This window comes from Psychrobacter sp. SWN149, assembly GCF_015864565.1.
GTDB lineage: Bacteria > Pseudomonadota > Gammaproteobacteria > Pseudomonadales > Moraxellaceae > Psychrobacter.
Map to the genome: position 1 here is coordinate 1 of NZ_JADYWX010000003.1, position 18,402 is coordinate 18,402.

An 18,402-nucleotide genomic window follows, 5' to 3' on the forward strand; every position below is an offset into this window, starting at 1 on the left:
TGACCGTCACGGTGGCAGGCGCTGAGTCTAGGCCATCATCATCGGTGGCGAAGAATTCGATATCGTCCACCGCACCATTGAAGTTTTCAGTTGGGGTGAAGCGCACGGTGGCTGCTTCAGCAGCACTCAGCGAGGTACCCGCGACGACAGGCACACTGTCCCCTGCCGCATTGGTGTAACTTAGGACGCCTTGGGCAGCATCTGGCAAGGTGGTGAGGGTGATGCCCTCAACCACGCCATCGATGTCACTGGCAATCAGCGGTACAGCGATAGCCGTACCTTCTGGGGTGCTGATAGCACCATCGGTTGCCACAGGGGCATTGTTCACAGGCGCTATGACATTGTCATCCCCTCTTCCACTTAACGCCGCAGCTATACCTGCTAAGCCTAATGCAGCTGCGGCAGGAATCCACCATGGTATAGCAGCGACAGCGACATAATCCTCACCACCTAAAGCCTGTCCCTCAACATCGCCAACTTCTAACTGTGTGACATAATCATAAGTCTCACCAGTATCAGGAATATAATAATAATATTCACCATCTTCAGCGATTCCGATCAAGGCACTATCTGGTTCGTCATAGAATCCTTCTATGATCAAATCACTCTCTTGACCGTCTTTTTCAAAAGAGACATGCAAGTCATTTTTTATACGCTTAGTAATAATATGGTTAGGTGCATGACCAATAGCAGTATCATGGAACTCGTAGTTCACTCTATCCATAGCGGTAATAATAGTAGGCGTGCCATCCTTGGTCGCTACTTGTACTTGGCTGATAGTCTGAGTGGCATCGTTAGTTTTTACTATAATCGTATTCATGTTTTCACCTTTCAATTTAATTTAATTCAATATTTAAATATGTTGTCTAAGTTAGCTTATTATCAGGTAGCCTAATTCATCGAAGGAAAACACAATTATCGATTACGTTTTTCTATCACAGTCACGACTCGACGGTTCAACTGTCACCTTTCTACCGTATCACTACTATTTCTTTTTTTAAACTCTCCATAACCAATGCCGGCAAGACACTCAGTACTGCCTCCAAACTGCGAGATCAAAACTCTTTTGATTGTACCTCCTCGGCGTTATGACAATACTTGGGTATAGTTCTTGCTACCTCTGCTATCGGCATGCCCTTAGATAGCTACTAACGTGTTAGGATATTGCTTCATAAATGCTGCCAATTCAGCTATTTTGGCATAGTATTCTGGACGTAAAATAGATTGATCCCTCTCAAATAATAACTCGAGATCGATGATAACTTTATAATACCTTATATACGACGATTGTCACCATCGTTGTCTATACCATCAGCAATAGCGTAAGAAGACATTCTAAATAAAGTTATTGGCAAAATGATGGCAATAGTATTTTTCAGTAATATCTTCACAATCTTATCTTATCTTATCATTTTATTTTATTAGTGGTGCTTCATCAGTGGTTAAACCCTCTATAAATCAAAGCTTTAATACTGATACCATTCATCTTTGCAAACTCATGATTAAGTAAACATTAATTATATGTTTATAATACTATAGTAAAAGAGTAAGTCTACTTTAGCTGCTCATAACTTGTTTTCGACCTCTCATCAGGTTTAACTGCCACCGACTACATCGGAGATGTAACTTACCTGAGTCAGGTAGCAATGGCAAACAGGTTAGTACTATTACAATACTGCTTTTCGAACTCAACATCTAACATATAATTAATCTCACTATGCAAACGAATTCTATGCACATTTCTAATGCTTGTAGCTTTTGCACGTTTTCCTGCCCCATTAACTTATTATCGTGCTAAAGACTTAAGTGACAACTCAAACAAGCGCTCTTTACGCCAACAGCATGACGAGTCTTATCTCAGTGAGATTAGACATATTTGGCAGGACAGCAAATATCGTTATGGTGCTCGTAAGGTTTGGCAGCAGAGGAAAGCGGATGGCATTCATGTGGCTCGTTGTACGGTAGAGCGGTTAATGACTCAGTATGAGCTGTAAGGGGTTTGGCGTGGTAAAGGGAAAATAACAACTCACAGTCGTGATGACCAAAAGCCTGCAAATGACATAGTCAAGCATAACTTTAATGCTCATCGTCCTAACCATCTGTGGGTTGCAGACTTCACTTATATCAAAACAACGAGTGGCTGGGTGTATACCGCTTTTATTATTGATGTGTTTGCTCACGCTATCGTTGGATGAAAAGTATCTAATCTTATGAACACCAATATGGTGATGGCAGCATTAAATCAATGTATAGCAGACAGAAATAACCCCAAAGGTGTGATTCATCATAGCGAATGATATCTTTTGGGTTATCATTTTTATGGGCACGACTGGTGATTTATATCATACCGCACTGGTTGAAATGAGCAAGAGACTGTATAAGTCTGAGGTGATTAAATACCTAAAGCAGAGCTGGAATAGTGTAAATGATGTTGAACTAGCAACCTTTGAATGGGCGGTACTTCGAGCACAGATTTCGTCTTGCAAAGCTAAATCGATAATCAATCAATTTTTAATGTTTTTCAGGTTCCACAAAACTCATCTACATAGCACGATTGATTATGTATCAACTTTTGAACTTGAAAAGCGATATTATGATAATTCAACTCTGTCAGGCATCTCTGCCTGACCTAAGTAAGTCAACTTACGATAAAGTCGGGGCTGTTCAGATATCAAAACCTAAAAAAGACGTAAACAACCATTATTTATTTTTTCTCAGCATATCAATCAGCTTACCTGCTAGCGGAAACGACACCAGCTGTGTTAGCGGAACCAGTATGATAGCTTCAATTAATACCACTACTGGTAGGCTTAAGCCTTGAGTCACAGGCTTCAATAACGTCAATACGATCAGGAGCGTTGGATAAAGTCCGACATACCCTACCAATATGCGTATCAGTCTGTCTTTAGAATTCTGATTCATTGCCTACTACCTATGGATAAAAGAAAAATCTTTACGCGACAAAAACGATAATTGTCGCTTGATGATTGACTGTTTGGGAATGTCCTACAAGTCCCAAATTTATAAACAAAAATAAGGCCATTAGTATTAATGGCCTTATCTTGTTCACTGTTTATGTGCTTTGCTATTCTTGATATCGTTGATTCAGTCTAAAAGAGAGTCAAGGCAACCGAGTGTAGATGTATAGGTGATACTTCAAGCGAGGTTAACGCTGTCCCTCTTTTATAGAGGATTGACGATAGTAAGGATAATCACTATAGCCAACATCAGTACCACCATACATAGTGGCAGGGTCTGCCTCATTCAATGGCCAGTTATTGGCGATACGCTCTGGCAAATCTGGATTGGCGATAAAAGGACGACCAAACGCAAATAAATCACCGTAGCTTTTTTCTAAAATGTTCACGGCTTTTTGTACCGTATACTTGCCAGCATAAATGATACGGCCCGAAAATTCTTCTCTGACCGCTTGATAAAACGTGTCTGGCAAATCAGGCGCATTGTCCCAATCGGCTTCAGCAATAGACAAGTAAGCAATGCCCGCTTGTTCCAGCACTTTGACCGCTTCGACATACGTATGATGGGGATCTGACTCTACCAAGCCCAAATACACACGTGTCTCAGTGGTACTGGCAAATAATGGCGCAAAACGCACGCCCAAACGATCAGCACCGACCACATCACTGACAGCAGCGACGATCTCTTTTAAGAAGCGCAGACGATTGGTCAACGACCCACCATATTGGTCATCACGCTGATTGGTATGCTCAGAGATAAACTGATTGACCAAATAACCATTGGCACAATGCAGCTCTACCCCATCAAAACCCGCCTCTAATGCATTGCGTGCAGCCTGAGCATACATCGTTACCAGCTCACCAACTTCATCGGTACTGAGTGCACGCGGCGCGCTTGGATCGGCCAATGCACCTTCACCTGGACCTGTTTCAATAAATACTTTTACGTTATCAGCAGTAATATCAGAAGGCCCTACTGGCTGAGCACCATTAGGCTGCAAGCTGATGTGCGACACACGGCCCACATGCCAAAGCTGAGCAAAAATAATACCGCCTTTGTCATGTACTGCTTGCGTGACTTTTTTCCAGCCTTCAACTTGGGCTGGTGAATGGATACCGGGTGTCCACGCATAACCTTGGCCTCTTGGTTCAATCTGCGTGCCCTCAGTCACCATAAATCCAGCTGACGCGCGCTGTGCATAATAGCTTGCCATTAAGTCATTAGGGATATTGTCAGGTTGCGTGCTACGAGAGCGTGTCAACGGTGGCATCACGATGCGGTTTTTAAGCGTATAAGGCCCAAGTGCTACAGAGGAAAATAGTGTATTTGTGTTGAGAATGGTTTGTGTCATAAGTGTCTCTTTTAAAGCAGCTGATGGCTTATTATTAAAGGTATTGAGCCTGTTTTGATGCTTAACCAATCTAATGATTAGGTAAGCAATATGGTCAGCATAGCGTTTTGAGGGTACAATTAGAAACAACCAGTTATTGTTTAAGATACAACTATTAATGGTATGCATGATGAATGGAATGAATCGGCTCGATATTAAGCAGCTTAGAGTATTACAAGCACTGCTTGATCTAAAAAACTTGTCACAAGTCGCACGTAAAATGGGGCTGACCCAACAAGCCATCAGTGAGCAACTGCGTAAGTTACGTGAGGTGTTTGATGATCGCCTGTTTATTCGTCAAGGCAATAGCATGGTAGCAACGCCAAAGGCCTTATCGATGGAGCAAGCCCTTAACGATATACTAAAACAGTTGGAAGATTTGTTAGAGCCAGAAGTCTTTATGCCGCACACATACAAGGGCGTCTTTACGATTAGTGCGACCGACTATGCAACGCAGGCATTATTACCGCAATTGTTTAATATTACGCGACGCGACGCGCCAGATTTGAAGCTGATCGTCCGTGATTTTGCCTCGGACAATATCAATCAGCTGATAGCAGCAGGTGAGCTTGATTTGTTGATTACATTTCCTGAATTTATCCCAGATAACTTATCGTATATCACTCTGTTTGAAGAGCAACATTTATGCGTGACGGGTTGTGAAAATACCTTTGCCACAGAGCCATTAACGCTGGCGCAAGTGGCTGTACACGCGCAGCTCGTCGTGTCACCCTCGCGTGCCAATTTACGTGGCTCTCATGATCAATGGTTTGCAGAAAAAGGTCTAAAACGCAATATTGTGATGTCGGTTCCTAGCTTTTCGGCTGTACCAGATATTTTGCACACGACTGACATGATTGCGTTTTATCCTTCGCGGTTATTGCCGAACAATAAGGTCAAAGAGCTTAAGGTTGAAGCATTGCCACCGACATTTAAAGTCATCGCGGCATGGCACCCACGCACTACTGACAGTGGTATACATCGTTGGTTGATTGAGCAGTTGAGAAATCTATAGTAAGCATAGCGTAAGGGCTGGTAGTTTGACCTTGCTTTTATCTTTATTTTTAAAAGGAAGACATATGTTAATTTACTGCGCTCGATTGGATAAAATGACACCAACTGTGCTTAACACGATGCCGCACATCATTGCGATTGATAAAGACTCATTGAGTATCAAAGCTGCGAGTAAAGCGGTTAATCCAGGAGACAAGGAGCCAAGCAGCAAGGTGCGAATGGAACCTAGTTTATTGACTGCATAAGAAAACCCAATGGTTGAGACGATACCAACGCCAACGCCCTGTATTAAGATAAAAGGTAGCGCATCGTCAAAAGAGACAGCCCCGAGGTTGGTCTCTAAAAGACCCGATAAAATCATCACTAATGTCATAAAAAATGCGGTGTAAGACAATACGATAGCAACAGCAACTGGACTCAAACTCGTACTTTTCAGGCCTAAGGTGTAACCTGCCCATACCAAACTCGCAATAAGTAAAAAAGCCATCCCCTGTAGCAGACTACTAGGTGTTGGCCCTGCGTTCCCCACCATCATCGTGGCTATGCCAAAGAAAATAATCATGAATGCCAAAAATTTCTTTAGTGAGATTCGCTGACGATAAAAAACAAAGGATAAGAGTGCGGCAAAGAATACGGGCGTTCCTGTCAAAATAGTACCGACGTAAGCGGCAGGGGCAGTGCTCGCGCCAAAAGTGGCGAGCAAGAGAAAGGGCGCACCGCCAAATAAAATAAAAATGACATCAGCCCCTCTTATATTTTTGATTTCTTTCAAACTAGAGAATACCCAAGGCGTCAATAACAGTAGTGGCACGCTAAAGCGAATGAGCATGACATCAGCCATGCTTAACGACGATGCCCCAACTGCCCTCACAGTCAATGCAAAGCCTGACCAAATCAATATCACAACCATCATTGCCGCATAACCTTTCATCAGCGGAGACAGGGCAAACAAGGGGTTTTTGCGTGATGAGGGCTGAGAGATGGTATTCATATGGATGGCTTATCCTTGTATATAAAGCCTAATTATCAATCAAAAATTGCGCTTTTATCTCTATTTTTTTATTGCAAATTTATGATAATTTGGTGGATAATGCCAAATAAAGCAAGATATTCAGCTGAAAACACCACAAAGGTAATGTATGGATAAAATCGACCGTCATATTTTGGAAGTGCTTCAACAAGAAGGACGCTTATCAACAGCTGAATTGTCCGAGCGTGTGGGGTTGTCACCCTCGCCGTGTGCCAGACGCTTGAAGCGTTTAGAAGATGAAGGTTATATAGAGGGCTACCAAGCGAACGTAAACAAAACCAAAGCTGGCATTGCGATGAGTTTTTTTGTGGAAGTCAGTCTGAGCAACCATCAAGAAGGATCGATTACCGCCTTTGAACAAGCGTTATCCGAGATGGATGAGGTCATCAATGGACATGTTGTTTCGGGCCCTTACGATTATTTATTGGAAGTGGTAAGCCCAGATCTCAATGGTTATGAAGAGTTCACTCGTAAATTACATAAGCTGACCAGCGTGAAAGACATACATACCCATTTATCCGTGAGAAAAGTCATACAGAAAACGACGCTGCCCATTTTTATCTGATATTTTTTGATGCTTGTCAGCTGTTCTAAGTGTGTGAGCCACTAAGATAATGACTGCTGATGAAGCCACGCCTACAAGTGAGGTGAGCAACCAAGGCAAGTAATGATATAATACCCCGATAATCGATATTTTATGACAGGTTTACATCATGGCTCGTACCGCTAACGCATTACATATTTTAGTAAAACATAAAGAAGTGGCTGAAGACATTATCGTCAAGCTTAAAAAAGGCGCTAAGTTCGATGTGCTGGCTAAAAAACATTCAAACTGCCCATCAGGTAAGAAAGGTGGCAGCTTAGGCGAGTTTCAAAAAGGCGACATGGTACCGGCATTTGATAAAGTCTGCTTCAACAGTGAACTCTACACCCCGCATTTAGTGAAAACCAAATTCGGCTGGCATGTGGTCAAAATACTTTACAGAACCTAAGCGCGAGCGTCGGCGCTGTGATTGTAGACCAACGGCAGTACGCCTTCTACGTTTTAGAATACGCCCTAAGCTTTTTGACCCTTTGACATCATAAAGAAGTGATTTCGACGCCATTCTGGTTGATACAACGCTGGATATGTTTGTAGGTTTTCGCGGATCTCTCATCAAAGAAGCCCTGAACTTCCTATATAATGTGAGCCATTTCGTTGTTGATAATCCATTCAATTTAGGCTTTTAAAAAAAAGCTTTTTATCAGGTAAAACGGTGCTTTATGTTTAACGCTTCTACGACTCGTTTAAATAAATACATCAGCGAAAGTGGTATCTGCTCCAGACGAGACGCGGATCGCTTTATTGAACAAGGTAATGTATACATCAATGGCAAGCGTGCGCAAGTAGGTGCGCAAGTGGTCGCTGGAGATGCGGTAAAAGTCAATGGGCAGCTGATTGAGCCACGAGAGGCCGATGATTTTGTTTTTATCGTCTTGAATAAGCCGGTGGGCATTGTGAGCACCACAGAAAGCTCAGAGAAAAACAACATTGTCGATTTTGTGAGACATTCGGTACGTATTTTCCCGATTGGTCGTTTGGATAAAGACTCTCAAGGGTTAATCTTTTTGACCAACAATGGCGATTTGGTCAATAAAGTATTACGTGCTGGTAATAACCATGAAAAAGAGTATTTGGTCACGGTCAATAAGCCGTTAACGGATAGTGTTATTGAGGGTTTGGCGGGCGGTGTGCCGATGCTTGGCAAGATGACGAAAAAATGCCCAGTGACTAAAGTAGCGCCTAATGTGTTTAACATTACGCTAGTTCAAGGTCTGAATCGTCAAATTCGCCGTATGTGTGAGCATTTTGGCTATGAAGTCGTGAAGCTTGAGCGTACGCGGATTATGAATGTGAGTCTCAAGGGTACGCCCGTTGGAGACTGGCGAGACCTAACCCCAAAAGAGCTGTCTGTTTTACTTAAGTCTGTAGAAGACTCTTCTTCGCAAGACAGTCATTCAGGTAAAAAGTCTCGTAATGCACCACGAAAAAAACCTCGTAGCGATACCTTAAAAGAGAAATCACCGTCAAAATCAGCGGGTGCGACCAAAGGACGTAACCATTACGCCAAGGATGATGCTAGAAAACCTGCTGGTTCTAAAGGTAGAGATGGACGTCCTGCTGGTCGTGGTAAGCCGTCAGGGAGTAATGGCAAATCTGGAGGCAATGGTAAACCTACCACCAACGGCAAGCGCCCTGCAAAAGGTCGAGGGTCTAAGCGGTCTTAGCAGCCAGCCAATAACGAGGCTGCTACCACTCAGCCACATCGCTATAGGGCAGTTCACTAAATAATATGCGCCTCATAGCTGAACTTCTCTGCTAGCCCATACGACTCTCTGTATTCGATAGGGTCACCTGATAGGTTTTTGGCGATACGGCATACTTTTACGAGGTTTTCTCGCGTAGTATTGCCCAAATAAGGATCGACGTGGTCAGCGATAAAGAATAGCGTCTCTACGGCAGACGAGACAAACTGACCACATTTGGTATAGTAGAACGGATATAGCAAATTTTCAAAATCTTCAGGCTCTAGATCAATAAAAGCTTGATAGCGACTCTTAGGCAGCCAAATCTTTTCACTGAGTGATACTTTTCCTTCAATGAGGCGCACACGCTCTATATAAATGAGTGGTTTGTTCTTACTTATATCTAGTTTTTCGTTAATCTCTTCAATACCTTCTATCACCATCAGCTTTTTAACCACCCCTGTCGGTGTGGCATAGCAAGCATCTTTGTCACGGAATTTGAAAAACCTTAATAATGAGCTCTCAAAATTTGGACGCTTTAAAAAAGTGCCGCGGCCTTGGTATTTAGTCAACACCCCATCGTCGACCAGCTTTTCGACTGCTTTACGAACGGTGCCAACCGATACTTGATACTTATCTGCAAATTCCTGCTCAGTTGGCAAAGGTGTTTTTTCATCCCACTTACTTTCTGTCAGTAGCGTTAGAATATGCCAGCGTACTTGCTCGTACCGTGGCAATTTAAAACTTTGTAAATCTTTCAACATTTTTTTCACCATTACAGAAAAGTTTTTGTTAACTGCATCCATCTTGTCAAATATTGCTATTGACGTAAAACCAAATTATCCCTAATCAACCTGTCTGACGTTTTAAGCACCTTCAGTTTTAAGTAACTTCAATGTATATCAAATTAATATTAAATCATTAGACATTTATGAACAATCTTGTCTAATTGACATGGCCTTTTTTGCTATCATTCTACTGAGCCAGACGGGCTTATAGGACGAGCTACAAGCATCTCGTTTACGAAATTACTCGTCACTATTAGCGTAATGCGCTTTACTCTGTAAAAACTGCTATGGTTTTTTATAGAATTCATACAGTTGAGATCAGGGGCAGTCATGACTCTTTATATTCTAGCCGCTATAGTCATATGTATCATATTGGGCTATACCACCAAAATCAATATTGGTCTGTTTGCCATTGCCTTCTCATACCTTATCGGTTGTTTTGGTATGGGGCTGAAAACTCATGAGATTATTGAGCTATGGCCTCTCAAAATCTTCTTTGTTATCTTTGCTGTGACGCTCTTTTACAACTTTCCTCTGGCGAACGGTGCTTTAGAAAAGCTATCGAATCATTTAATCTATAGATGTCGTCACTTTCCCGAATTATTGCCGTTGGTTATTTTCTTCGCCGCTACCATCGTTGCAGGCTTAGGGGCTGGTTATTACACTGTCTTAGCCACGATGGCACCTATGATTCTGCTGTTGTCTAAACGCACTAATTTAAATCTGGTCGTTGCTACTTTATCTGTGAACTATGGTGCATTAGCTGGTGCTAACTTTATCACCTCACAGAGCGGTGTCATCTTTAGAGAGCTGATGCGCGGGGCAGGCGTCGCAAATGATAATACCTTTACCTATGTTTTAGGTGTCTTCGCGGTTACCTTTTTGATACCAGTGATCGTCTTAAGCATTTATTGCTTTTTCAATGCGAAAAATAGCAAAATTGCGATTCAAACGATAGTTCCAGAGCCTTTCAATAGTAAGCAAAAACAATCTATCATCCTAATTTTTATAATGATGGCCATTGTGCTCATTATACCCATCTCAAACTTGCTCATGCCTAACGTAGAAGCGATTCAGTTTTTGAACGCTCGAGTTGACATTGGTTTTATTGCTATTTTCTTCGCCTTAATCAGCTTATTGTTAAAATTGGGTGACGAAAAAAAGGTGATCGCTTTAATACCTTGGAATACGCTTATTATGATTTGTGGGGTCGGTATGTTGATCGGCCTCGGCGTTGAAATCGGTGTTATCTACGAGCTAACAGAATGGCTAAGTACCAACGTTCCTATCTGGCTGATACCAATCCTTATCTTCGTTATCAGTGCAATCATGTCCCTCTTTGCTAGTACACTTGGCGTGGTCGCCCCTACTCTATTTCCTATGGTACTGCCCCTAGCCGTCGCCTCTGGACTGAGCCCTTTGTTATTATTTACCTGTATTGTGGTGGGGGCGCAAAGCTCCTCGCTCTCTCCTTTCTCATCAGGAGGCAGCCTCATGTTAGGGGCGTCTCAAGTGGTCATCGAGAAAAACAAGCTGTTCAATGCGCTGTTATTCAAAGCAGTGCCCTTAGATATTGGTATCGGTATACTAGCCATTTTACTTATCCAGCTGATATTTTAGCTAGCATGTGTGCTTATGTTGAGCGTGGGAACACGACCTACCCTTAAGCAAAACCCTTAAGAAAATCCCTTCCAAAAGACAGTTTTGACACTACTGTCTATCGACTGACACATATAACTATATGTCTTAAATAACTATTGAATCACCCTTCGTATCGTTTTATAGCGCTTAGTCTCATCTCACCAACCTCATCTACCACGTTAGCGCTTTTCCTTATCCGCAACAACCTACCCTAGCATGTTTTTAACATATGCCTCATGTTTATAAATACATGTAAATAACTGAATTTATTAGCTTTCATTGACATAACCATCATATATTCGGAAAATCTTTCTGTGTCATTTTTTACTTAAAATTGACACAGAAAGATTTTTCATCAATCGTTGTGATAGTACCTTAAAATAAAATTCATGTATACATACATATGTTTCTTGTTATTTTTATAATATTCTGTTACTTTTGCAAAACGCTAAAAACTCTACTTTTATGAAGTTTAGCAACCTCTATTACGATTGCCTAAACTTTGTATCTCATAATTCTAGTCTGACTCAGAATTCTATTGAATTTTTTAATCAGCAATACACACAAGGAGTGTCGTGTGAAAAAATTATCCTATCTGGCTCTTGGCCTTTCTGTACTGACCCTTGCCGCATGTAACAAGACCGAAACGACTGCATCTGAAGCCAGTTATGATGCCCCTTCGCGTCCAGAATGTATTGCCCCAGCAAAACCAGGTGGTGGCTTTGATTTGACGTGTAAGCTTGCTCAAGCTGGCCTAAAAGATACTGGCCTTTTGACCGAACCTATGCGTGTTACTTATATGCCAGGCGGTGTTGGTGCGGTTGCTTATAACAAAATCGTTGCCAATGATCGTGACAATAATGATGCGATTATCGCGTTCTCAACGGGTTCTATCCTCAATTTATCGCAAGGCAAATTCGGTAAATTCACTGAGAAAGACGTGAAATGGTTGGCGGGTGTCGGTACTGACTATGGCGCTATTGCGATCAATGCAGAGTCACCTATCAAAGATTTGGCGGGATTGGTCGCTGCATTAAAATCAGATCCAAAATCTATCAGTTTTGGTGCTGGTGGTAGTGTCGGTGGTCAAGATTGGATGCAAACCGCGATCTTAGCCAAAGCTGTTGGTGTCAATCCGAACGACATGACCTATGTTGCGATGGAAGGTGGCGGTGAAGCAATTACAGCGGTCATGGGTAACCATATTACCGTTGTTAGTGCGGGTATCGCTGAGATTATGCCACAAGCCAATGCGGGTAAATTACGCGTATTAGCTGTATTTGCAGATGAGAGACTGGGCGGCACGATGACCGATATCCCAACTGCCAAAGAGCAAGGCTATGATGTCACTTGGCCAGTGGTTCGCGGATACTATATGGGTCCAGATGTGAGTCCTGCAGCCTATGACTGGTGGAAAGGAACCTTTGACAAAATGCTTGCTGATCCAAAATTTGCTGAAATACGTGAGCAGCAAGAATTACTGCCATTCTCTATGACTGGAGAAGAGCTACAAGCGTACGTCTATAAACGTACTGGTGAGCTACGTGAGTTATCTGCTGAATACGGTCTTGTTGACGCTACCGCCAAATAGTCACATTGAAACTTAACAGTCTTAATAATTGAATGCTAAATTTTCATTGTATTTTTTAAAGGCTGGCCATTACCTGCCAGCCTTTTAACTTCAGTTTTTAGGAATCATACTATGACAATGGAACGTCTATTTTCTGGGCTCATGGCACTGGTTAGTTTGTTCTTAATATACTTAGCCATTGGCTACGTTGCCCCTATTGCCTATGATCCAATCGGTCCTCGTCCTTATCCTATTTTAATCTTTTCATTGCTGGCATTTGGTGCTCTAGTGGTCGCTTTTCGTCCAGCAAGTTTTACTAAGCCTATTGATTTGGCGCTGACTAAACCTATCATTAGAAACTTGATACTTTGTGCGCTAGCTTTATTGGTCTATGGTCTTATTTTTGAAGTGTTGGGCTTTATTCTTGCCACTATTCTGATGTCTTTTGCGGTAGGTTTACTGTTTGCAGGTAATCCTCTAAAAAGCTTTATCTTTTCAGTGTTAATCAGTATTGGCTTATACGTTTTATTTGACACGCTTTTAGACGTCAAATTACCACTTGGATTGTTATCAGGGATAATGGGATAGCCAATATGGATACTTTTGATTTTTTGATGCATGGCTTTGCTATCGCATCTACCCCGCAAAACTTATTGATTGCACTTATAGGTGCTTTTTTAGGCACGATTGTAGGCATGTTGCCCGGTCTAGGTCCGATCAACGGTGTGGCGATTTTACTGCCCTTCGCCTTTGCACTTGGATTACCACCAGAGAGCGCGCTCATTTTGTTAGCAGCCGTTTATCTCGGGTGTGAGTATGGTGGTCGTATTTCCGCCATTCTCATCAATGTACCCGGTGATGCTGGTGCCATTATGACCACGTTGGACGGTTATCCACTGGCAAAGCAAGGAAAGGCGGGTATTGCGCTGTCTTTGTCGGCTGTCAGCTCATTCGTTGGTGCGACTATCGCTACCATCGGCGTGGTGCTGTTTGCCCCTTTACTTGCCAAATGGGCAATCTCATTTGGACCCGCTGAATACTTTGTACTGATGGTATTTGCGATCACCTGTTTAAGTGGATTAGTCGGTGACCAACCCGTTAAAACTGGTATTGCGGCATTAATTGGTCTTGGTCTTGCAACCGTGGGCGTTGATGCAGTTACGGGTATTTATCGATTTACCTTTGATTCCGTTAACCTGTCTGATGGTATCCAGTTTACGACTATCGTTATTGGTTTTTTCAGTGTCAGTGAGATTTTAATCTTACTAGAAAAAACAACAACTGGGCATAAAGTCATTGCTCAAGGCAAGCGCAGTTTACTAAACTTTAAAGAATTTACCTTTGCCTTTGGCGCTATGCTCCGTAGTGGTCTGATGGGTTTCGTTGTTGGTATTTTGCCTGGCGCAGGCGCGACGATTGCCAGTGCCATGACTTATGCCAGTGAGCGTAAAATCGCTGGTGATACTGGTACCTTTGGTGACGGCGATCTTCGCGGCGTTGCTTCACCAGAGGCAGCAAACAATGCCTCAGCTTGTGGTTCATTTGTACCGATGTTGACTTTGGGTGTGCCAGGTTCTGGTACGACAGCGGTCATGATGGGCGCATTGACCTTATATAACATCACACCAGGTCCGCAGTTGTTTACTGAGCAGCCTGATATCGTTTGGGGTTTGATTGCCTCGCTATTCATCTGTAACGTTATTTTGTTAGTCATGAATATTCCGTTGGTTGGCCTATTTGCCAAGCTGCTTGATGTGCCAAACTATATATTGATACCAGCCATTGCTGCTGTCAGCTTTGTAGGGGTTTATTCAATCCATAGCACCACATTTGACTTAGTATTTATGGTCGCACTGGGTGTCTTTGGTTATTTCTTACGCAAATTAAACTTCCCATTATCCGCACTGATTTTAGGTTATGTACTGGGTGAATTAATGGAGTCTAATTTGAGACGTGCTCTGTCCATCTCTCAGGGAGACTTGGGTATCTTATGGAGCAGCCCTATTACTGTCGTTCTATGGTTATTGGCTATCTTAATGGTATTCATGCCCATCATCCGCAGCGTATATCGTAAGCGTTATAAAAAGACAGCTATTTAGTTTTTAGTCAGTCTATGCTCTATAGTCAAAGAATTCTAAAATTGCTACAAGGCAGCCGACTGCAGATTGTACAAGACGTACATCTAGAGAGGCTAACACCGTAGCAGTTTAGTAGTTCTCTAACTATATATGCTGTTTCTACGGTGGTCATACTCTATGTGTGACCACCGTTTTTTTGGATAATGACATCTTCTATTTCCAACCAATAAAGAGAAACGTTACGTTAGTAAAGCTTTTATTAGTCATCCAAAATGTGTGAAGCCTCCCTACTTAATATCACTCATAAAATAGGATTTTATAGTGTCCCTCGTTTTAGAGTTATTGCAAACCATACCGAATTGGCATTTAGCAGGCTTGTTTTTCGCTGGCATGGTCGCTTTTATTGTCTCTACCATCTCTGGCGGCGGCGGTGCGATGCTACTGATACCCGTCACCTCTTCGATGATAGGGACAGCGATTGCACCACCTGTGATCAACGTGGCTACCTTTATGAGTAATGCCTCACGGCTCTATCTATTTTGGCATGATATTGATTGGTCATTGACCAAATACTATGTACCAAGCGCGATCATAGGGGCGTGGCTCGCCGCATTGGTATTCAGTCGTTTGGATGCAGACTGGATTCAGTTATTGGTTGGTGCGTTTTTAGTCTCTACTATTTTCCAATACAAGTTTGGTAAAGTAAGTAAAACGTTTGATATGCCAAAAGCAGGCTTTATACCTGTGGGCTTTGCCATTGCTTTTATGAGCACGTTAGTGGGTGGCCTCGGCCCTATTCTTAACCCTTTTTATATGAATGCTGGACTAGAAAAAGAGAACCTTATTGCGACCAAAACGGCCAATTCTTTTTTTGTAGGTATTGTACAAATCGTCAGCTACACCTTTTTTGGAATACTCACCGTCAAGATATGGGTGTATGGTCTTGTATTGGGACTGGGCGCCGTGATTGGTAATATCATTGGCAAACGCTTTTTGGCAGGCATCAGTATCAGTCAGTTTAGAATAATGCTGCTCATACTCATGGTCATCAGTGGTCTTATCATGATAATCAGAAACCTACATATCCTGTTCTAACCAACCTGTAATTCGGGCGTCTCATTCATTCGTACATTTGGTACTCTTAGTGTGGCTAAATTTTTAACCTACAAATGTATGTTGTATTAGGGATAAAACTTATACTATCGCATCATTCTATACAGTGCTCACATCCTCTCAAACAAGTGAGAATGTTCATCAAAAGTCATCACTTCTCAGGCCAACTATATGACTCCTTTATACACGGTATTGGCTGTACTGGTCACCTTTATTTGGGGCGTGAATTTTACGTTTATTGCATGGGGGTTAGAGAGCTTTCCACCACTGATGCTCACCGCACTACGTTTTTTCTTTACGGCAGTGCCACTGGTTTTTTTGCTTAAACCGCCCAAGTTTAATCGTACGTTATTTATCTATGCCATTGGCACCTTTGTCATGCAATATTCTTTTGTATTCACGGCCATGCATTTGGGTGCATCGGCAGGATTAACGGCACTATTGCTACAAATTCAGATTTTCATCACGGTATTACTGGCATTTGTGATGTTGGGTGAATCTGTGAGTCGCATGCAACTCATCGGTATGCTGATCGGTGTACTAGGGCTTGGCGTGATAGCACTGAATCTAGGCGGTGATATGCCATTATCTGGGTTTGTCTGTATTTTGATTGCGGCCATCGGTTGGAGTTTTGGCAACATCGCATCAAAGCAGGCATCCACGCAAGCCGCCGAGAAGGTAACGCTGAAAGGCGCAGATGTCTCTACTGTCTCGCTGACTACGGGGAGCAATAAGGCCTCTGCATTATCTGCTCTGACACTGGTCGTCTGGGGTGGCCTCATTGCCTGTGTGATTTTGACGTTATCGTCTCTCATATTTGAGGCTGATGCATGGCAGATGGCGACGTTCACACAAGCCTCTCTCAAGTCTTGGCTATCGCTTGGGTTTATCGTATACATCTCAACGCTGGTTGGCTTTGGACTGTGGGCACATCTATTGAGTCAAAACACGGCTTCCAAAATTATGCCGTTTGCACTGCTAGTGCCAGTATTTGGTATGACAACATCGGTGCTTCTCACAGGAGAAGTGGTGACATGGTGGAAGATGCTAGCGATGATGTTGATACTGTCAGGATTGCTACTGGCAAACATAAAAATCAAGCTGAGGAAAAAGCCTTTGGCCGTATGACATCAGCTAACTTTATCCTAAATAAAATGAGGTTTAAGCGCTCTGACCATTTTAATAACTCTAATAGCTCTGTGAAGTAGTCGAACTAAAAATACTCCAGTCCGAAACTTGGATAAATATCTTTTAGTAAATAATCAAGGCCAATCCGCTTAAAGGTCATGCGCTTTTCTGATCAATATCAGTAAGTACGAATCGGAGAATATGCATCTAAAAAGTTAAATGTTTTACTAAGCAGTTACCCAATAAAAAAGCATGATATACATAGATACCCTGCTTTTTTATTAAAATATTTGATAGTTTATAGTCAAAGAAGTCTAAAACAGCTACAAGGCAGCCGACCACAGATTGTACATATAGTACCTCTAGGGAGGGTAACACCGTAGCGGTTTAGTAGTTCGCTGACTATAGCTGCTGCTACAGTCGGTTCCATATAATGTCGATACAAGGAAACCGAGTTAAAGTACGACAAATAGCCAACTAAGCGAGGCTGACACCGTATTCAATCTATAGCGGACTGATTGTGTCTCTAAACTGCAAGTATGCAGCAGTCATCGCATCCGCATCTTCTATTTGCGGATAGTGTCCCAACATTGGCATTTCAGTGACATTAGCGTTGGGTATCAGCTTACGATAATGATCCATCATATGCTGACCTGAGATTGGATCTTTTGCGCCAGCGATTAGCTTGACGGGTATCGTACTATCGATGATAGCCCCTACCCAACGCTCACGGTATTGCTGACGTTGGGGGATATAATTGATCAGCCGATGCATCACAGCCAGCCCATTATTATGTGTCAGCAACTGCCATAACGCATCGATCACTTCAGGAGTTGGCTGAGTATTAGGGCCAAATATGCGTTGTAGACTGCCCGTAAACTTTTGCTTATTGATGAGTTTTGATACCAGTGGCCCAAGCGGTGACAGTAACAGTTTTTGTATCAATATAGGTCTGTGGGTTTCAGGAAATAAACCGCCATTTAAGAAACACATGCTGGCAATATTCATATAATTATTACCGTCCACCTGCCTTGCCAATAGCTCTTGCGCCACGGTATCGCCATAATCATGCGCTAGTATGTGATATTCATGAACATCCAACTGATGCAACAGCGCCTCATAAATATCGGCCTGCTCGCGGATTAAGTAACACGCCTCTTCGGGTTTGTCTGAAAACCCAAACCCTAGCATATCGAGCGTGACCACATAATAGCGCTCAGTAAGCCCCTGCCACATGCCCTCCCAGTCCCAACTGGCACTGGGATAACCATGAATCAATAGCAACACGGGTGCGCTTGGATCTCCACCACGACGCGTAAATATTTGATGGCCATGAATTGATTCGTATTGCCCCTGCTGCTCCCATTCATTCAAGGTAATCATTG

General features: G+C 42.6%; 18 protein-coding genes. 12 read left to right on the forward strand and 6 right to left on the reverse strand.

What is annotated here, in order from left to right; all coding sequences use genetic code 11:
• The coding region (locus tag I6E86_RS05460) for an Ig-like domain-containing protein (RefSeq protein WP_197175980.1) at nucleotides 1-820 on the reverse strand (820 nt) is incomplete at its 3' end.
• Nucleotides 821-1,745: 925 nt separating this feature from the next.
• Between I6E86_RS05460 and I6E86_RS05465 the strand changes: the two genes are divergently transcribed.
• Together I6E86_RS05465 and I6E86_RS13875 are read left to right on the forward strand one after the other, a co-directional pair.
• Nucleotides 1,746-1,994: an IS3 family transposase gene (locus I6E86_RS05465; RefSeq protein ID WP_197175981.1), complete on the forward strand. Its 249-nt coding sequence runs from the start codon at nucleotides 1,746-1,748 to the stop codon at nucleotides 1,992-1,994.
• 66 nt (nucleotides 1,995-2,060) lie between these two features.
• The gene (locus tag I6E86_RS13875) at nucleotides 2,061-2,195 is read left to right on the forward strand and encodes a DDE-type integrase/transposase/recombinase (RefSeq protein WP_413786990.1); all 135 of its coding nucleotides are present in this window, start codon (nucleotides 2,061-2,063) and stop codon (nucleotides 2,193-2,195) included.
• A 505-nt stretch (nucleotides 2,196-2,700) separates the two neighbouring features.
• Here the strand turns inward: I6E86_RS13875 and I6E86_RS05470 are convergent.
• Both I6E86_RS05470 and I6E86_RS05475 read right to left on the reverse strand, forming a co-directional pair.
• Complete coding sequence (locus tag I6E86_RS05470) at nucleotides 2,701-2,922, reverse strand: hypothetical protein (protein ID WP_197175982.1); 222 nt, start codon at nucleotides 2,920-2,922, stop codon at nucleotides 2,701-2,703.
• Nucleotides 2,923-3,166: 244 nt separating this feature from the next.
• Complete coding sequence (locus tag I6E86_RS05475) at nucleotides 3,167-4,330, reverse strand: alkene reductase (protein ID WP_197175983.1); 1,164 nt, start codon at nucleotides 4,328-4,330, stop codon at nucleotides 3,167-3,169.
• 169 nt (nucleotides 4,331-4,499) lie between these two features.
• Here I6E86_RS05475 and I6E86_RS05480 point away from each other — a divergent pair, with 169 nt between their 5' ends.
• Entirely contained in the window at nucleotides 4,500-5,384 is an 885-nt protein-coding gene (locus I6E86_RS05480) for a LysR family transcriptional regulator (protein ID WP_197175984.1), read from the forward strand.
• A 72-nt stretch (nucleotides 5,385-5,456) separates the two neighbouring features.
• On the opposite strand, the gene I6E86_RS05485 is transcribed toward I6E86_RS05480, so the two are convergent.
• Complete coding sequence (locus I6E86_RS05485) at nucleotides 5,457-6,374, reverse strand: DMT family transporter (protein WP_227680553.1); 918 nt, start codon at nucleotides 6,372-6,374, stop codon at nucleotides 5,457-5,459.
• Nucleotides 6,375-6,522: 148 nt separating this feature from the next.
• Here I6E86_RS05485 and I6E86_RS05490 point away from each other — a divergent pair, with 148 nt between their 5' ends.
• From I6E86_RS05490 to rluF, 3 genes are all read left to right on the forward strand, one after another.
• Nucleotides 6,523-6,978, forward strand: coding sequence for an Lrp/AsnC family transcriptional regulator (locus I6E86_RS05490; protein ID WP_194363790.1), 456 nt, complete (start codon nucleotides 6,523-6,525; stop codon nucleotides 6,976-6,978).
• 148 nt (nucleotides 6,979-7,126) lie between these two features.
• Entirely contained in the window at nucleotides 7,127-7,405 is a 279-nt protein-coding gene (locus I6E86_RS05495; RefSeq protein WP_197175985.1) for a peptidylprolyl isomerase, read from the forward strand.
• 271 nt (nucleotides 7,406-7,676) lie between these two features.
• Complete coding sequence (rluF, locus tag I6E86_RS05500; protein WP_197175986.1) at nucleotides 7,677-8,681, forward strand: 23S rRNA pseudouridine(2604) synthase RluF; 1,005 nt, start codon at nucleotides 7,677-7,679, stop codon at nucleotides 8,679-8,681.
• A 56-nt stretch (nucleotides 8,682-8,737) separates the two neighbouring features.
• On the opposite strand, the gene I6E86_RS05505 is transcribed toward rluF, so the two are convergent.
• Nucleotides 8,738-9,463: a GntR family transcriptional regulator gene (locus I6E86_RS05505; RefSeq protein ID WP_197175987.1), complete on the reverse strand. Its 726-nt coding sequence runs from the start codon at nucleotides 9,461-9,463 to the stop codon at nucleotides 8,738-8,740.
• 336 nt (nucleotides 9,464-9,799) lie between these two features.
• Here I6E86_RS05505 and I6E86_RS05510 point away from each other — a divergent pair, with 336 nt between their 5' ends.
• The 6 genes from I6E86_RS05510 to I6E86_RS05535 all read left to right on the forward strand — a co-directional run bounded on the left by I6E86_RS05510 (nucleotide 9,800) and on the right by I6E86_RS05535 (nucleotide 17,017).
• Entirely contained in the window at nucleotides 9,800-11,107 is a 1,308-nt protein-coding gene (locus I6E86_RS05510; protein WP_413786989.1) for an SLC13 family permease, read from the forward strand.
• A 598-nt stretch (nucleotides 11,108-11,705) separates the two neighbouring features.
• A complete protein-coding gene (locus tag I6E86_RS05515; protein WP_197175990.1) occupies nucleotides 11,706-12,719 on the forward strand; it encodes a Bug family tripartite tricarboxylate transporter substrate binding protein in 1,014 nt (337 codons plus the stop codon).
• 111 nt (nucleotides 12,720-12,830) lie between these two features.
• Complete coding sequence (locus I6E86_RS05520; RefSeq protein ID WP_194363784.1) at nucleotides 12,831-13,286, forward strand: tripartite tricarboxylate transporter TctB family protein; 456 nt, start codon at nucleotides 12,831-12,833, stop codon at nucleotides 13,284-13,286.
• A gap of 5 nt (nucleotides 13,287-13,291) precedes the next feature.
• Nucleotides 13,292-14,797, forward strand: a complete 1,506-nt coding sequence (locus I6E86_RS05525) for a tripartite tricarboxylate transporter permease (RefSeq protein ID WP_194363783.1) — start codon at nucleotides 13,292-13,294, stop codon at nucleotides 14,795-14,797.
• A 300-nt stretch (nucleotides 14,798-15,097) separates the two neighbouring features.
• The gene (locus I6E86_RS05530) at nucleotides 15,098-15,871 is read left to right on the forward strand and encodes a sulfite exporter TauE/SafE family protein (RefSeq protein WP_320158521.1); all 774 of its coding nucleotides are present in this window, start codon (nucleotides 15,098-15,100) and stop codon (nucleotides 15,869-15,871) included.
• 189 nt (nucleotides 15,872-16,060) lie between these two features.
• A complete protein-coding gene (locus I6E86_RS05535) occupies nucleotides 16,061-17,017 on the forward strand; it encodes an EamA family transporter (protein WP_197175992.1) in 957 nt (318 codons plus the stop codon).
• Nucleotides 17,018-17,521: 504 nt separating this feature from the next.
• On the opposite strand, the gene I6E86_RS05540 is transcribed toward I6E86_RS05535, so the two are convergent.
• On the reverse strand, nucleotides 17,522-18,400 hold the full coding sequence (locus I6E86_RS05540) for an alpha/beta fold hydrolase (protein WP_197175994.1): 879 nt from the start codon (nucleotides 18,398-18,400) through the stop codon (nucleotides 17,522-17,524).
• Between the last annotated feature and the right edge of the window lie 2 nt (nucleotides 18,401-18,402).

Coding starts and splice junctions, on each gene's coding strand:
- I6E86_RS05505 (WP_197175987.1), bottom strand. CDS start 9,463: ATGTTGAAAGATTTACAAAGTTTTAAATTGCCACGGTACGAGCAAGTA.
- I6E86_RS05540 (WP_197175994.1), bottom strand. CDS start 18,400: ATGATTACCTTGAATGAATGGGAGCAGCAGGGGCAATACGAATCAATT.
- I6E86_RS05480 (WP_197175984.1), top strand. CDS start 4,500: ATGAATGGAATGAATCGGCTCGATATTAAGCAGCTTAGAGTATTACAA.
- rluF (WP_197175986.1), top strand. CDS start 7,677: ATGTTTAACGCTTCTACGACTCGTTTAAATAAATACATCAGCGAAAGT.
- I6E86_RS05520 (WP_194363784.1), top strand. CDS start 12,831: ATGACAATGGAACGTCTATTTTCTGGGCTCATGGCACTGGTTAGTTTG.
- I6E86_RS05535 (WP_197175992.1), top strand. CDS start 16,061: ATGACTCCTTTATACACGGTATTGGCTGTACTGGTCACCTTTATTTGG.
- I6E86_RS05485 (WP_227680553.1), bottom strand. CDS start 6,374: ATGAATACCATCTCTCAGCCCTCATCACGCAAAAACCCCTTGTTTGCC.
- I6E86_RS05495 (WP_197175985.1), top strand. CDS start 7,127: ATGGCTCGTACCGCTAACGCATTACATATTTTAGTAAAACATAAAGAA.
- I6E86_RS05470 (WP_197175982.1), bottom strand. CDS start 2,922: ATGAATCAGAATTCTAAAGACAGACTGATACGCATATTGGTAGGGTAT.
- I6E86_RS05465 (WP_197175981.1), top strand. CDS start 1,746: ATGCTTGTAGCTTTTGCACGTTTTCCTGCCCCATTAACTTATTATCGT.
- I6E86_RS05490 (WP_194363790.1), top strand. CDS start 6,523: ATGGATAAAATCGACCGTCATATTTTGGAAGTGCTTCAACAAGAAGGA.
- I6E86_RS05475 (WP_197175983.1), bottom strand. CDS start 4,330: ATGACACAAACCATTCTCAACACAAATACACTATTTTCCTCTGTAGCA.
- I6E86_RS05525 (WP_194363783.1), top strand. CDS start 13,292: ATGGATACTTTTGATTTTTTGATGCATGGCTTTGCTATCGCATCTACC.